Annotated in this window: 15 protein-coding genes, 1 tRNA gene and 1 pseudogene; 6 read left to right on the forward strand and 11 right to left on the reverse strand. The window is 63.4% G+C overall.

Translation table 11 applies throughout. The features are described from left to right. The first annotated feature begins 10 nt into the window (after positions 1 to 10). Complete coding sequence (locus ACLIMP_RS14060) at positions 11 to 1,078, forward strand: potassium channel family protein (protein ID WP_324696230.1); 1,068 nt, start codon at positions 11 to 13, stop codon at positions 1,076 to 1,078. Here ACLIMP_RS14060 and ACLIMP_RS14065 read toward each other — a convergent pair. Continuing rightward, positions 1,070 to 1,462 (reverse strand): DUF1761 domain-containing protein, encoded by a 393-nt coding sequence (locus ACLIMP_RS14065; protein ID WP_054435430.1) that lies wholly within the window; start codon positions 1,460 to 1,462, stop codon positions 1,070 to 1,072. The genes ACLIMP_RS14060 and ACLIMP_RS14065 overlap by 9 nt on opposite strands. A 161-nt stretch (positions 1,463 to 1,623) precedes the next feature. Between ACLIMP_RS14065 and rimO the strand changes: the two genes are divergently transcribed. Next, positions 1,624 to 3,006 (forward strand): 30S ribosomal protein S12 methylthiotransferase RimO, encoded by a 1,383-nt coding sequence (rimO, locus tag ACLIMP_RS14070; RefSeq protein ID WP_324696232.1) that lies wholly within the window; start codon positions 1,624 to 1,626, stop codon positions 3,004 to 3,006. Positions 3,007 to 3,279: 273 nt separating this feature from the next. Here rimO and ACLIMP_RS14075 read toward each other — a convergent pair whose 3' ends face one another. Further along, a complete protein-coding gene (locus ACLIMP_RS14075; RefSeq protein ID WP_324696234.1) occupies positions 3,280 to 3,477 on the reverse strand; it encodes a hypothetical protein in 198 nt (65 codons plus the stop codon). Between the two features lie 126 nt (positions 3,478 to 3,603). Between ACLIMP_RS14075 and ACLIMP_RS14080 the strand changes: the two genes are divergently transcribed. Then, complete coding sequence (locus ACLIMP_RS14080; RefSeq protein ID WP_324696236.1) at positions 3,604 to 4,365, forward strand: competence/damage-inducible protein A; 762 nt, start codon at positions 3,604 to 3,606, stop codon at positions 4,363 to 4,365. Continuing rightward, the gene (locus tag ACLIMP_RS14085) at positions 4,355 to 4,909 is read left to right on the forward strand and encodes a hypothetical protein (protein ID WP_443477915.1); all 555 of its coding nucleotides are present in this window, start codon (positions 4,355 to 4,357) and stop codon (positions 4,907 to 4,909) included. Before ACLIMP_RS14080 ends, ACLIMP_RS14085 begins: the two co-directional genes overlap by 11 nt. A gap of 70 nt (positions 4,910 to 4,979) precedes the next feature. Here the strand turns inward: ACLIMP_RS14085 and ACLIMP_RS14090 are convergent, their stop codons facing one another. From ACLIMP_RS14090 to rplK, 3 genes are all read right to left on the reverse strand, one after another. Further along, a complete protein-coding gene (locus tag ACLIMP_RS14090; protein ID WP_324696240.1) occupies positions 4,980 to 5,828 on the reverse strand; it encodes a TauD/TfdA dioxygenase family protein in 849 nt (282 codons plus the stop codon). 177 nt (positions 5,829 to 6,005) lie between these two features. Next, entirely contained in the window at positions 6,006 to 6,707 is a 702-nt protein-coding gene (gene rplA, locus ACLIMP_RS14095; protein ID WP_132469337.1) for a 50S ribosomal protein L1, read from the reverse strand. Between the two features lie 4 nt (positions 6,708 to 6,711). Then, a complete protein-coding gene (gene rplK, locus ACLIMP_RS14100; RefSeq protein ID WP_054435442.1) occupies positions 6,712 to 7,143 on the reverse strand; it encodes a 50S ribosomal protein L11 in 432 nt (143 codons plus the stop codon). 204 nt (positions 7,144 to 7,347) lie between these two features. Here rplK and ACLIMP_RS14105 point away from each other — a divergent pair, with 204 nt between their 5' ends. Next, complete coding sequence (locus tag ACLIMP_RS14105; RefSeq protein WP_324696243.1) at positions 7,348 to 8,091, forward strand: GNAT family N-acetyltransferase; 744 nt, start codon at positions 7,348 to 7,350, stop codon at positions 8,089 to 8,091. 51 nt (positions 8,092 to 8,142) lie between these two features. On the opposite strand, the gene nusG is transcribed toward ACLIMP_RS14105, so the two are convergent. The 4 genes from nusG to ACLIMP_RS14125 all read right to left on the reverse strand — a co-directional run bounded on the left by nusG (position 8,143) and on the right by ACLIMP_RS14125 (position 10,946). Further along, positions 8,143 to 8,679 carry a transcription termination/antitermination protein NusG gene (gene nusG, locus ACLIMP_RS14110; RefSeq protein ID WP_054435445.1) on the reverse strand — a complete coding sequence of 179 codons (537 nt, stop codon included), beginning with the start codon at positions 8,677 to 8,679 and terminating at the stop codon, positions 8,143 to 8,145. Positions 8,680 to 8,709: 30 nt separating this feature from the next. Then, a complete protein-coding gene (secE, locus tag ACLIMP_RS14115; RefSeq protein WP_054435447.1) occupies positions 8,710 to 8,904 on the reverse strand; it encodes a preprotein translocase subunit SecE in 195 nt (64 codons plus the stop codon). Positions 8,905 to 9,090: 186 nt separating this feature from the next. Continuing rightward, complete coding sequence (locus ACLIMP_RS14120) at positions 9,091 to 10,620, reverse strand: hypothetical protein (RefSeq protein WP_443477916.1); 1,530 nt, start codon at positions 10,618 to 10,620, stop codon at positions 9,091 to 9,093. A gap of 250 nt (positions 10,621 to 10,870) precedes the next feature. Then, positions 10,871 to 10,946, reverse strand: a tRNA-Trp gene (locus ACLIMP_RS14125). A gap of 147 nt (positions 10,947 to 11,093) precedes the next feature. Between ACLIMP_RS14125 and aat the strand changes: the two genes are divergently transcribed. After that, positions 11,094 to 11,918 (forward strand): leucyl/phenylalanyl-tRNA--protein transferase, encoded by an 825-nt coding sequence (gene aat / locus ACLIMP_RS14130; RefSeq protein ID WP_324696247.1) that lies wholly within the window; start codon positions 11,094 to 11,096, stop codon positions 11,916 to 11,918. A gap of 35 nt (positions 11,919 to 11,953) precedes the next feature. Here the strand turns inward: aat and ACLIMP_RS14135 are convergent. Beyond that, a pseudogene (locus ACLIMP_RS14135) lies at positions 11,954 to 12,253 on the reverse strand (DUF2155 domain-containing protein); the annotation flags it as partial. A gap of 131 nt (positions 12,254 to 12,384) precedes the next feature. Next, positions 12,385 to 12,792, reverse strand: a complete 408-nt coding sequence (locus ACLIMP_RS14140; protein ID WP_324696249.1) for an NADH:ubiquinone oxidoreductase subunit NDUFA12 — start codon at positions 12,790 to 12,792, stop codon at positions 12,385 to 12,387. Positions 12,793 to 12,794: the final 2 nt, after the last annotated feature.

The raw sequence follows: 12,794 nt of genomic DNA on the forward strand, positions 1-12,794 counted from the left end.
CTCGCCGGGCATGTCGAAGAGACGCTCTGCCTCCAATCCGCCAAAGGCGCCCGTTTTCAAGCCGCTGCGCCGCTCGCTGGCGGTTCCGGTGTGGGCCGACGTGGCCCTGCGGCTGGGCGGCGCATTTTTCCTGATCTTCGTCGTCATCATGGTCCACTGGAGCGACCGGGCGGGCCTCCACGATGTCCATGACGGGCAGGTCAGCTTCCTTGATGTCGTCTACTTCACGATGATCTCGATCACGACGACAGGCTTTGGAGACATCGCCCCCGTCAGTGATCGTGCCCGCCTGATCGAGGCCGTACTGGTCACGCCGATCCGGCTCGCCGTCATCACCATTTTCGTCGGCACCGCCTACAATTTCATCATCAAGCGCAGCTGGGAGACATGGCGCATGAAGCGCATCCAGGAACGGCTGGAAGACCACATCGTCGTGCTCGGCTTCGGCGTCAGCGGCTCGGAAGCAGTGAAGGAACTCGTCGAACGGGGAACCGAACCGGCCTGCATCGTTGTCGTCGATCCGGTACAGGCCCGGCTTGCGCAAGCCGAAAGGATGGGCTGCAACGTCCTCCAGGGAGACGCCACGCGCGACGAGATCCAGAACGCGGTGCGCGTGACCACGGCAAGAACCGTGCTGGTCTCAGCCGGACGAGACGATACCTCGGTGCTCATCGTCCTTACCGCCCGGCACCTTGCCCCCAAGGTGCCGATCACGGTTGTCATCCGCGCCGACGACAACGAACTGCTCGCCCGGCAGGCCGGGGCGAACAACGTCATCAATCCGGTTCGCTTCACCGGCCTCCTGCTGGCCGGCTCGGCCGATGGGCAGCATGTGGCGGACTATTTCTCCGACCTCGCTTCGGTGGCAGGCCGCGTCCAGCTTGTCGAAAGACCGGTTGAACCGTCGGAAGTGGGCCGTTCGCTCGACCAGCTTGCGACCGGCGGCAAGGGCCTCAGGATCTATCGCGGAAACCGCACGATCGGCTTCTGGGAAGACGAGGCGCAGTCCCTGCAACCGGGTGATATCGTGGTCGAGATCACGCCGACGAAGAGCAGCGACGACGAGCCGTCAACCTAGCGCCCAGAACACCAGCCCCATCGCCAGATAGGCAACCAGCCAGAACAGGCAGTCCATCACACGGCGAATCGGCTCGGCACGGTAGCGAACATGCGTCAGCCAGATCGCGGGCAAGACGAAAGCAATGGCGACGCCGCCGGTCTGCATGAAATAGAGCCAGGGCTTTGCCGCAAGCGTTTCCGCGCCGATCCGCGCGAAGTTGTGCCCGAGCATGATCGAACTGACGAGAAACACGAAGCAGACGATTCCGTAGTTCCCCGCGCGTTCCGATTTTCCCGGCGCCAGTCGGCGGTCATTCTGAAACGGCGGTCCGTTCCAGACGAAGCCCACTACCACGGCGAGCACTGCTGCGAGAACCACGGCCAACCAGTTTACCGGACCCATTGCCACATTCCTTTTTCCAACAGGACCTTCCTTGCGCAGGCTCATTGCCGTGGCGCAAGGCCGCGGTGAGATCGTGAAGCGCATCGGCGGGGCCGCAGTGCTGGCATGATTCGTTTTTCGTGACTCTTGGCCGTAATAAGCGTATCGGGCCGGCCATTCCTATGGCTATTGAAATCCCCTCTCCGCCCAAGGTCGGCATGGTCAGCCTCGGCTGCCCCAAGGCGCTTGTCGACTCCGAACGCATTCTCACCCGGTTGCGCGCCGACGGCTACACGATGAGCCCGGACTATGCCGGCGCCGATGTCGTGCTCGTCAACACTTGCGGTTTCCTCGATTCCGCAAAGGAAGAGAGCCTGGCTGCGATCGGTGAAGCCATTGCCGAAAACGGCCGCGTGATCGTCACCGGCTGCATGGGCAACGAGGCCGACGTCATCCGCGCGCGCTTCCCGGACGTGCTCGCCGTAACCGGCGCGCACCAGTACGAAGCCGTGGTCGAGGCCGTGCACGACGCCGCCCCGCCCGAGATTTCGCCCTATGTCGATCTGATCCCGCAGATCTACGACGAAGCGGGCGTGAAGCTGACGCCGCGCCACTACAGCTATCTGAAGATCTCGGAAGGCTGCAACCACGCCTGCTCTTTCTGCATCATCCCCAGCCTGCGCGGCAAGCTGGCGAGCCGCCGCATCGACGCGGTGCTGCGCGAGGCGGAAAAGCTCGTGCAGGCGGGCACGCGCGAACTGCTGGTCATCAGCCAGGACACTTCGGCCTATGGTGTCGACGTGCGCCATGAAACGCGCACATGGAAGGACCACGAGGTCCGCACCCACATGACCGATCTCGCCCGCGAGCTTGGCCAGTTGAGCGATTCGCAAGGCCGCAAGCCTTGGGTGCGCCTGCACTACGTCTACCCTTACCCGCACGTCGACGCGGTGATCCCGCTCATGGCGGAAGGGCTGCTCACCCCCTACCTCGACATTCCGTTCCAGCATGCGGCACCCTCGGTGCTCAAGTCGATGAAGCGCCCGGCCAACGAAGCCAAGGTGCTTGATCGCCTGCGCAAGTGGCGCGAAATCTGCCCGGATATCGCCATCCGCTCCAGCTTCGTGGTCGGCTTCCCCGGTGAGACCGAGGCGGACTTCCAGTACCTGCTCGACTGGCTCGACGAAGCGCAGCTCGACCGTGTCGGCGCGTTCCGCTTCGAGCCGGTCGAAGGCGCCAGCGCCAACAACTTGCCGAACGCCGTGCCGGAAGAGGTCAAGGAAGAACGCTACGCCCGGATCATGGAGAAGACCGCCGCGATCAGCGCGGCCAAGCTCCAGGGTAAAGTCGGCCGCATCCTGCCCGTCATCATCGACGAAGTGGGCGAAGCGGACGAGGATGGCGACATCGGCGCAACCGGCCGCTCTCAGGCCGACGCCCCCGAGATCGACGGCAACGTCTTCCTCCGCAATGCCGGGAAGGACATGCAAGTCGGTGATATCGTTGATGTTCTCATCGAGGATGCCGACGAGCACGATCTTTATGGAGCGATCACTACCGGCTGACGACATCGGTGGCAGACGCCTGAGTTGCACGCCTTGCAACATTGCCCAATCTTTTCGCATTTGCGGCGAATCGGTGTCGGGAGCATATGGAGCAGGCCTTTCAGGCATCCTCTCCCAAAAACTTTCAAAGGGCTGGTCTTCGGACCGGCCCATTTTTTTGCCCGCTTTCCTTGCCTGGCGATCGGTATCGCTCTCCGACCAAGAAGTGCGTGCGAGAACGCGAGAGGCCTGAGGACAGGCAACCCTTATCCAGATTCGATCATGCCTCGTGCATCAGCCGCAAGGAACGAGCGCCTCGGCATCGTTCACTTTGCCCTTCTTCATGTGCAATTCCGGCAAGTCCTGAAGCCGATGGGAATGCCGGTTTTCCAGCGCCTGAGCGATTGGTTGCATGTCACGCAACAGCAGGAAAGTTTTTCGCATTTGCAGCAAAACGTGTCCGGGATCATAAGGATCGGGCCTTTCAGGCATCCTCTCCCAAAACTTTTCAGGGCTGGTCTTCGGATCGGCCCTTTCTTTTTGCCCCGGTCCCGCGCGTGCGAAAGAGAAGCAAATGCACGACTGGCGGCGCGCGCAGCTTTGTCCTAGCCATGCGCCATGGCCGAATCCTCGCGAATCTACACAGCCGCCCTCGTCGTCATCGGTGACGAGATTCTTTCGGGTCGCACGCACGACAAGAACATCGCGCAAGTCGCAACCTGGCTTCAGGTGCAAGGTATCCGCCTGAAGGAAGTGCGCGTCGTCGCGGACGACACTGCCGCGATCGTCGAAGCGGTGAACGTCCTTCGCGCCCGCAACGATTACCTTTTCACAACCGGCGGAATCGGTCCCACGCACGACGATATCACGGTGGACGCGATCGCCGAGGCCCTGGGTGTACCGGCAAGCGTACACCCCGAAGCGCGCGCAATCCTGGAAGGCTACTACGAGACTCGCGGCGGACTGACCGAGGCACGGCTGCGCATGGCACGCACGCCGGAAGGCGCCAGCCTGATCCCTAACCGCTACACCGGCGCCCCGGGCATCCGTTACGAAAACGTCTTCATCATGGCAGGCGTCCCGAGCATAACGGCCGGAATGCTTGACGCCCTGTCCGGGCAGCTCGAAGGCGGAGCGCCGCTGCTGTCCGAGACCATCGGCTGCTGGGTGGGCGAAAGCGAAGTCGCCGAATTGCTCCGGCAGACCGAGAAGACACATGAGAGCTGCCAGATCGGCTCCTACCCTTTCTGGGCGGAAGGCAAGACCGGCGCCAACTTCGTGATCCGCTCCGTCAGCGCCGACGATCTCGCCGCCTGTTCACGCGCGCTGGTCGAGGGCCTCGAAGCGATGGGCCGAGCCGCGGTGCCAGGTGGCATTTGAGCTTGCCGCCGCGTTTGCGCTGATGGCCACTCCTGCCCCTTCCCTGACTGCCGCGCCCACGCTGGACGCATTCGAGGCTGTGCTGAGCCGCCATGACAGCGCCACGCTGGCGCTGGAGGAATGGTGTGCCGCACGAGGATTGGGCGATCCTGCGAGGATCACGGCGCACCTCGTCCAGGGAGCGGATCAGCCGGCACCGGACGACATTCGCACGGTGTTGGCGATCGGACATGGCGACACCGTCAGCCTGCGCAATGTTCGGTTGAACTGCGGCGCCAAGGTCCTGTCAGTGGCATGGAACTGGTATGTCCCGGAGCGCCTGACGCCGGCCATGAACGCGGCGCTGGGGTCCACCGATATCCCCTTCGGCAAGGCGGTGGCCGCCCTTCAATTCCGCCGCAAGCCGCTCTCGACAGTAGCCGGTACGGCCGCGAACTGCCCGCCCGAGACCATTTCCACCCATCAGGCGATGCTGCTGCTGCCCGATGGACGGCCGCTGGCCTATCTGGTCGAGTGCTATACGGCGGCCAACCTGGAGCCCTGACGCCGCCCGTGACCCGCCTGCCCTGGCAAAGCGGGTATTCGGGACGGCGTTCCTGAACGCCTGACCCGGATCAGGCGGCCACGGTCTCAGTGCCGGCGATCGATGTACGGTGCATCATGCGGCCGGTCGATTTGTCATAGGGAATGGCCCGGTGCATCGCCCCGGTATTGTCCCAGATCACGAAATCGCCCTTGGTCCACTTGTGGCGCAGGGAAAACGCCGGCTGCGCCGCCCATTCCTGCAGGCGGATCAGCATCGCCCGGCCCGCCGGAACCTCCATGCCGACGATATGATCGGCAGTAGTCCCTATCACCATCGACTTTCGGCCGGAACCGTGTGTCCAGACCAGCGGATGCTCCTTGACGAGCCCGATGCCGAGCACGCGCTCACGATGCTTTTCCGGAATGGCATCGGCGATCGGCGACAGACTGGCGCGCACGGAGTGCACGGCCTTGAGCCCTTCGAGCGCCTGCTTCTCTTCCTCGGGCAGGCCCTCGTATGCGGCATAAGTGCTGGCGAACTCGGTTTCCCCGCCGATGGCGGGCGCGATGCGGCACGACAGCAGCGTGGCGAAAGGCGGCGGCATGTCCACGGTGATCCCGTCCATGTGCCAGAAGAACGTCCCCAGCACATATTCCGGCTGAGGATTGATCTTCTCATCCAGCGTGACCTGATAGACGTTTTCGTCGTTCTGCTGGACGTTGTTGCGCGCGGTCAACTTCACGGTCCCGCCCATCGCGTCGGTAATGGCAAGTTGCTCGACATCGGTGAGGTTCAGTTCGGGGAAGACCACGACGGTACGCTCTTCCACTTTGGCCCGGATCGCCTCAGCCGCTTCCGGCGTGAAGATGTCCGCTCGGTCGTCCCATACGACACGCGAACCGATGTGTTCCTTGATGTCCTCGAATCGGATGGCCATGGCGGCACGCTCTCCAGTTTATCGTTTTGAACAGTTGTTCAGCACGAAATACACCGCTCGGCGGAACGGTGCAAGAAGGAGCGCCCTGCCGAAGGATCGCCGCAACGAAAAAAGGGCCGGAGGTTTCCCTCCGGCCCTTCTATCCGTTTCGCATGATCCCGAAGGATCAGGTGCCTATCAGGCGCCAGCGATTTCGGTCGTGTCGATCTTCAGGCCGGGGCCCATCGACGACGAAAGCGAAATCTTGCGAACGTACTTGCCCTTGGAGCCCGAGGGCTTGGCCTTGACGATCGCATCGACGAACGCGCTGAAGTTGGTCAGCAGGTCGGCGTCCGAGAACGACATCTTGCCGATGCCGGCGTGGATGATGCCCTGCTTTTCGACGCGGAACTCGATCTGGCCGCCCTTGGCGTCCTTCACGGCCTGCGTGACGTTCGGGGTCACGGTGCCGAGCTTCGGGTTCGGCATCAGGCCCTTCGGACCCAGCAGCTTACCGAGACGACCGACGACGCCCATCATGTCCGGGGTGGCAATGACGCGGTCGTAGTCGAGGTTGCCGGCCTGCATGTCGTCCATGAGGTCTTCCGCACCAACCTTGTCGGCGCCGGCGGCGAGAGCTTCCGCAGCCTTGTCGCCCTTGGCGAACACGGCGACGCGAACGGTCTTGCCGGTGCCGGCCGGAAGCGAAACCATGCCGCGAACCATCTGGTCAGCGTGACGCGGGTCAACACCCAGGTTCATCGCGACTTCGACGGTTTCGTCGAACTTGGTCGTCTTCAGGTCGCGCAGGGTCTGCAGCGCTTCAGCGACAGGGTAGTGCTTGAGGTTTTCGCCGAGCTTCTCGGTCAGCGACTTCTGCTTCTTGGTCACCTTGGCCATGGAATCAGCCCTCCACCACTTGCAGGCCCATCGCGCGGGCCGAACCTTCGATGATCTTGGTGGCGGCTTCAATGTCGTTGGCATTGAGGTCGGCCATCTTGACCTGGGCGATCTCGGCAAGCTGCGAGCGCTTGACGGTACCGGCGCTGATCTTGCCCGGCTCCTTCGAGCCCGACTTCAGGTTCACGGCCTTCTTGATGAGGAAGGTCGCCGGGGGGGTCTTGGTGACGAACGTGAAGCTGCGATCCGCATACACCGTGATGATGGTGGGGATCGGCATGCCCTTTTCGAGCTCCTGCGTGGCAGCATTGAACGCCTTGCAGAATTCCATGATGTTCACGCCGCGCTGACCCAGCGCAGGGCCGATCGGCGGGGACGGCGTGGCGCTGCCAGCCTTGACCTGCAGCTTGATGTAACCTTCGATCTTCTTGGCCATTTGGCCACTCCTTTCACACTTTCACACCTGCACGGCAGATGCTCATGTTTAGCGGTCTTACGGACGCTGGAGCATCCTCCCGCAGGGAATCGCACCGGCACGAGGCCGATCCGAAGTGCGCGCCCCTAAACGATATCGGGATAAAAGGAAAGGGCAGGATTTCCGGCTTTCTCTCGCCCGGTGCAACCGCCATAGAAAGCCAGCATGCACGAGAAACAGGACGCCGGCCGAGACCGTGACCACGGGCACGAACTCGACAACCTCATCTGGAACGCCCTCGAGGGCGAGCAAGCCGGCTTTGCGATCGGAACCGCGAACGCACGGCGCTTCCGCCCCGAAATCGGCCCGCTTGCGGCGGTACGCGATTTCTCCCCGGAATGCCTGGCCGAATTCGCCGACCTTGTGCGCACTACAGGCCCGTTAGCCCTCGCCCGCAGCCGGGTCGCCGAGGACACGATCATCCCGGACCTCGAGATCGTGCGCGGCGCGCAAGGCGTGCAAATGGTCTTCGCCGGTGACGAGGCTGCACTGGAAGCGGTGGAGCACGCCGTCGCCGATCCCCGCATCGTGCCTCTCGGCGAAAGCGACTATCCGGAAATGCTTGCCCTGGCATCCCTGACCGAGCCCGGCCCCTTCGCGGCACGTACCGGTGACCTGGGACGGTTCTGGGGCTTGCGTGAGGACGGGCGACTGCTCGCGATGGCAGGCCAGCGAATGCGCACCCGCCATCATATTGAAGTCAGCGCCGTCTGCACTCATCCGGATGGACGCCGACGAGGCCTCGCCGCCCTGCTCTCCCGGCGCGTGGTGGCGGCGATCCGGGCGGAAGGGCGCCGACCGGTGCTTCACAGCTACACCGACAACGCGACTGCACGCGCGCTCTATCGCCGGCTTGGCTTTACCGAGCGCAGCCTTGTACGCTTCACGCAATACGCCCCGCAGGCCTGACGGCGAGCGGGGCGCTTTGAGCGAGGTGCCGGGCCGAAAGCCCGGCCCCGATTACTTGCTGAGTTCGACGTGCTCGAAATCGAGCTCGACCGGCGTGGCGCGGCCGAAGATCGAGACTGCAACCTTGACCTTGTTCTTGTCGAAGTCGAGTTCCTCGACCAGGCCGTTGAAGCTGGCGAAGGGACCGTCAAGAACCTTCACCGAATCACCGATCTCATAGTCGATGTTGATCTGCTTGCGCGGCGCGGCGGCAGCGGCTTCGGCGGCGCCGAAGTAACGCGCGGCCTCGGTTTCGCTGATCGCCTGCGGCTTGCCGCTCGACCCCAGGAAGCCGGTGACTTTCGGGGTGTTCTTGACGAGGTGGTATACGTCGTCATTCAGCGCGAGCTTGGCGAGCACGTAACCGGGCATGGTCTTGCGTTCGACCTGGACCTTCTTGCCGCGCTTGACCTCGGTGATGGTCTCGTGCGGGACCTGAACGTCCTCGACGAGCTGCGAAAGACCCATCCGCTCGGCTTCCGAGAGGATGGATTCCTTCACCTTGTTCTCAAATCCGGAGTAGGCGTGGATGATGTACCAGCGGGCCATGGTTCTCTCTTCGTTGTCTGGTTCAGGCGATCACAGCAGCGACAGGATCGAGGTGACGATCCAGCCGAACAGCGCATCGATGCCAAGGAAGAACACCGCAAGCAGGACAGTCATCAGCCCGACGAAGATCCCCGTCGTCACCGTCTCCTGGCGCGAGGGCCAGTAGATCTTGGAGGCTTCGTTACGCACCTGCCGGATGAATTCGCCGGGACTGGTCTTGGCCATTTCAGTCGTTCTCGCGTCTTGCCTGCTGCCTGAGCAGAAATGTGTCTCGTTTCTTCCGGATAGGGGCCATCGCCGCCCCGGCCGAGGCCGGGAGGGGCAATTCGTGATCCGCATATCGGAAGGAACCGCGGACTTAGCCCCGCTCCCTGCATTTTGCAAGGGTCGCCCTTCCCATCGCCGGACGATCTAGTTGGCGATATCCGCCGGATCGGCCAGGCGCGCCAGGAACGAGTTGGGGCTGGAGTAGAGGATACGCGCGCCGTCCGGCAGCGCCACGGGCTTTATCCTGCCGATATACCAGAGGTACTCGGCATGACGGGCCGGCGCGAACTTGCGCAGGTCGATATGCTGGCGCGGCGAATAGAGGATGCGCTGGCTCGGATCGGCAAACCGATAGGAAAGATCGCGCATAGACAGCATGTGCACGTCGGGGAGCGCGAAATTCGAATTCTCCATCGCGCTGCGGCGGACCACGGCATAGGAGCCGAAGTGCTCGAACGGACCGAAACGCCACTGGACGCGCGGAATGGCGACGGCCGTAGCGACTCGCGCGCCCTCCGGCACCTGGTCCAGCGCCGCGATCAGTTGCCGCGCGGTCTGCGCATCCTGATACCACACGACCGTCGTAACAGCGGTGCGCGAGATGAACAGCGAAGCCGCAGCCACGATCGCCCAGCGTGGCAGGCTCCAGTCGATCGCCAGGCAGGCGACGAGAAGCGCGGTCGTGCTGAGACGATAGTCGGCATAATCGCCGCCGAAGATCTGGCGCGGCACCGCCAGCGTCAGTACCAGCAGGATGACCGCTGCCCAGCCCAACCTGCCGTCGAAATGGCGACGGAAGATGGCGACTGCAAGCAAGGTGGCAACCGCGCTGACACTGGCGATGTCGAACCAATAGTCATAGCTGCGCATCGCCTTGTACAGGATGCCGAACTTGTAATCGAGGACGTAGCGCCCGTAGGAAACCTTGGAATTCGCGCCTACGCCGAGCAGCATCGGGAACAGCGGGAAGATCAGCGGCCAGGGCTTGATGAAGGGCCGCCAGTCCAGCCAGTTACGGCGGCGGCTCCATTCATAGCCGAACATCAGCACGCCCATCACGCCCCAGCCGGAAACGTGGCAGAGCCAGACGACGAAGCCGATCGGCACCATCACGGCCCAGCGCCAGGGCCGGTCTTCAAGCCTGATCCAGAGCGCGAATGCCAGCAGCCCCAAGGCCACCGACAGCGAATAGTTGAGGAAGCCCATCAGCAGCGAGGGCGACCAGATCATCGCGAAGGCGAGAATCGGGCCGACATCGACCCGGCGGCCCAGCGAGCGGCAGACCGCGATGATCGACAGGCCCGAAAGGAACGGAATCATCACCACGATGATTCGCCCGGCCTGCTCAAGACCGAAGAGCGGCGCCATCGGCACCATCAGCAGTTCGACGCCGAGGTTCCCCGTCCACTCCCAGTTGAACACGAAATAGCGTGTCAGGTAGGGGTCCTGGCCGTGGTCCAGCGCAACCTTGTATCCCGCAAGGTGCGAGGGATAGTCCGTCATCTGCGGAGCCCAGGCAACCAGCGCCGGCAAGGCCGCGATCGCGGCCAGCAGCACGCCCAGCAACAGCGCCCGGTCCCCTCCGAGCAATTCGGCGAGGCGTTGCCATCGGGCTCGCCATGAGGCCCGTGTGAGACCGATCTGTTCCGTCTGCGGTCGCGCGGTTCCGTGCATCTACGCTGATTCTTTCCCGAGCAAGTTGCCGAACGAATCTGGGCCGCACTGTCGACCGAAGCCGCGCAAATGCCCGATTCGCCAAACGCGGCCCTCCTAGTCACAGCACCGCGTTTGACAAGGGCGACACGGTATCGTGCTTCCCCGTTCATCGCAAATGCCGGAATGAGCCGCGCAAAAACCCTTAAAAGCAAAACGCCCGCCGCGGAGTATTCCGGGGCGGGCGATATCGCCGCTTTTCATAAAAAGCTGGCAGGAGTGCACGGACTCGAACCGTGGGCCCTCGGTTTTGGAGACCGATGCTCTACCAACTGAGCTACACTCCTGCGGGCGAGGCAGCCTCTAGAAGGAGATGGAGAGGAATACAAGAGGGTGCAGCAGCATGATGACAAGATATTCCCGCCCCTTGCAATTTGACGTGGAGAAGCCCCAACTCAAGATGGAATTCCGCAGAAACCCTTCAGGATAAACACGTGCACGCCCCCCGCTCCCCCACCACGATCGAGCCGGAACTCCTGATGCTGGCCTATCGCAGCGGAATTTTTCCGATGGCGGACAGCCGCGACGATCCGGAAATCTTCTGGATCGAGCCACGCCTCCGCGCGACTCTTCCGCTCGATGGCTTTCACATGTCGCATTCACTCGCTCGCACCTTGCGGCGCGGACGCTTCACGGTCACCTGCAACGCCGCCTTTTCGCAGGTCATGGACGCCTGCGCCGCGCCGCGCCGCGTCCGCCCGGATAGCGACGACGAAGGCGGAAGCTGGATCAGCCATCGCATCCAGTCCAGCTACGAAAGCCTTCATGCACTGGGCCATGCCCATTCGATCGAAGTCTGGCTGGAACGCGAATCGAGCGAACGCGAACTGGTAGGCGGGCTCTACGGCGTCGGCTTCGACCGGGTATTCTGCGGCGAAAGCATGTTCTCGCGGGAGACCGATTCGTCGAAAGTGGCGCTATGCTGGCTGGTAGCGGCGCTGCGGCGGGCCGGTGCGACCTTGCTGGACTGCCAGTTCATGACGCCGCACCTTGCATCGCTGGGCGCTGTGGAAATGCCGCAGAAGCGCTATCTTGCGCTATTACAGCAGGCTCAATCCTCGACGGGAGCCTCGGGGGACGCGACAGGAGCCGGAGCGACGGCCGATGGCGCGGCGGTCGGCGAAGATACAGCGGCAGGCGCGGAAGCCGTGCTCGCACTGCCGGCGGCTTTTGCGGCATTGCTGGAGGATGCCTCTGCCGTGGGCAAGGCTTCTTCACCCGGGAAGGTCATAGCGCAGGCCTTGACCCAGACATCGTAGACCGGATGCTCGACGACGTTGAGCGCCGGCGAATTCTTGAACAGCCAGCCCGAGAACACCTTGCGCCAGCCGAGTTTTTCGGCGGCATTGCGGCGTTCCTCGGCGAAGACCTGCACAAACGCACCCTCTTCCTGCGGCCGCTCCCAAGGGAGTGACTTCTCGCAAGTGGCCACCTTGACGACGAGGTTGCCGATGCGGCGCGCCTCGCCCGGCTTCATCACCAGGTCCTGCGTCAGGTTGTTGCGCTTGTTGAGGACGCCGAGCGTGACCACGCGGTCCTTGTTCGGCGTGCCGATCTGCTGCCCCTTGGCGGCTTGCGCCGGTCCAGCCTGCATCCCCGCGATGGCATCGGGAACGCTGGTGTCCTGCGCCTCGGGCGCAGGTTCGCCGCTACCGCACCCCGCGAGGAGCGGCAGCAGGACGAGAACGGGTGCGAGGGCATGAACCGGCTTCAAGGCAGCGCCCCTCAGGCGTCGGGCGACCACGCTTCGTAGTCGCCGGTGGCGGCGGCACGCTTCCCGCCGCGCTCGAGCGCGCCCTGGGGGCGATAGGCGGCGGCGGTACCGGTGGCGTTGGGCGTATAGTCCACTTCCCAGATGCGCGGCGGCGCCAGATGGCTTTCCGGCACGCCGTCATAGGAATGGTGCAGCCAGCCGTGCCATTCGGAAGGCACGTTGCTGGCATCGTTCGCGCCGGCATAGATCACCCAGCGGCGTTCATAGCCCTCGGTGGTACGCACCTTGTCCCGCTTGGAACGATAGTACTTGTTGCCCTGCGCGTCGGTGCCGACGTGCTCGCCATTGCGCGAGCTCCAGAGCGAGGTGCCGATGGTGGCGCCGTCCCACCAGGTGAAGATCTTGGACAGGATTCCCATGA

The sequence above is a fragment of the Novosphingobium aeonii genome (genome assembly GCF_052279045.1).
GTDB lineage: Bacteria > Pseudomonadota > Alphaproteobacteria > Sphingomonadales > Sphingomonadaceae > Novosphingobium.

What these genes read in the sequence shown, in the direction of transcription:
- ACLIMP_RS14080 (WP_324696236.1), top strand. Translation starts at nt 3,604, where the DNA reads ATGGCCGAATCCTCGCGAATCTACACAGCCGCCCTCGTCGTCATCGGT.
- ACLIMP_RS14060 (WP_324696230.1), top strand. Translation starts at nt 11, where the DNA reads ATGTCGAAGAGACGCTCTGCCTCCAATCCGCCAAAGGCGCCCGTTTTC.
- rplA (WP_132469337.1), bottom strand. Translation starts at nt 6,707, where the DNA reads ATGGCCAAGGTGACCAAGAAGCAGAAGTCGCTGACCGAGAAGCTCGGC.
- rimO (WP_324696232.1), top strand. Translation starts at nt 1,624, where the DNA reads ATGGCTATTGAAATCCCCTCTCCGCCCAAGGTCGGCATGGTCAGCCTC.
- ACLIMP_RS14120 (WP_443477916.1), bottom strand. Translation starts at nt 10,620, where the DNA reads ATGCACGGAACCGCGCGACCGCAGACGGAACAGATCGGTCTCACACGG.
- ACLIMP_RS14090 (WP_324696240.1), bottom strand. Translation starts at nt 5,828, where the DNA reads ATGGCCATCCGATTCGAGGACATCAAGGAACACATCGGTTCGCGTGTC.
- secE (WP_054435447.1), bottom strand. Translation starts at nt 8,904, where the DNA reads ATGGCCAAGACCAGTCCCGGCGAATTCATCCGGCAGGTGCGTAACGAA.
- ACLIMP_RS14075 (WP_324696234.1), bottom strand. Translation starts at nt 3,477, where the DNA reads ATGCCTGAAAGGCCCGATCCTTATGATCCCGGACACGTTTTGCTGCAA.
- ACLIMP_RS14065 (WP_054435430.1), bottom strand. Translation starts at nt 1,462, where the DNA reads ATGGGTCCGGTAAACTGGTTGGCCGTGGTTCTCGCAGCAGTGCTCGCC.
- ACLIMP_RS14140 (WP_324696249.1), bottom strand. Translation starts at nt 12,792, where the DNA reads ATGGGAATCCTGTCCAAGATCTTCACCTGGTGGGACGGCGCCACCATC.
- rplK (WP_054435442.1), bottom strand. Translation starts at nt 7,143, where the DNA reads ATGGCCAAGAAGATCGAAGGTTACATCAAGCTGCAGGTCAAGGCTGGC.
- nusG (WP_054435445.1), bottom strand. Translation starts at nt 8,679, where the DNA reads ATGGCCCGCTGGTACATCATCCACGCCTACTCCGGATTTGAGAACAAG.
- ACLIMP_RS14105 (WP_324696243.1), top strand. Translation starts at nt 7,348, where the DNA reads ATGCACGAGAAACAGGACGCCGGCCGAGACCGTGACCACGGGCACGAA.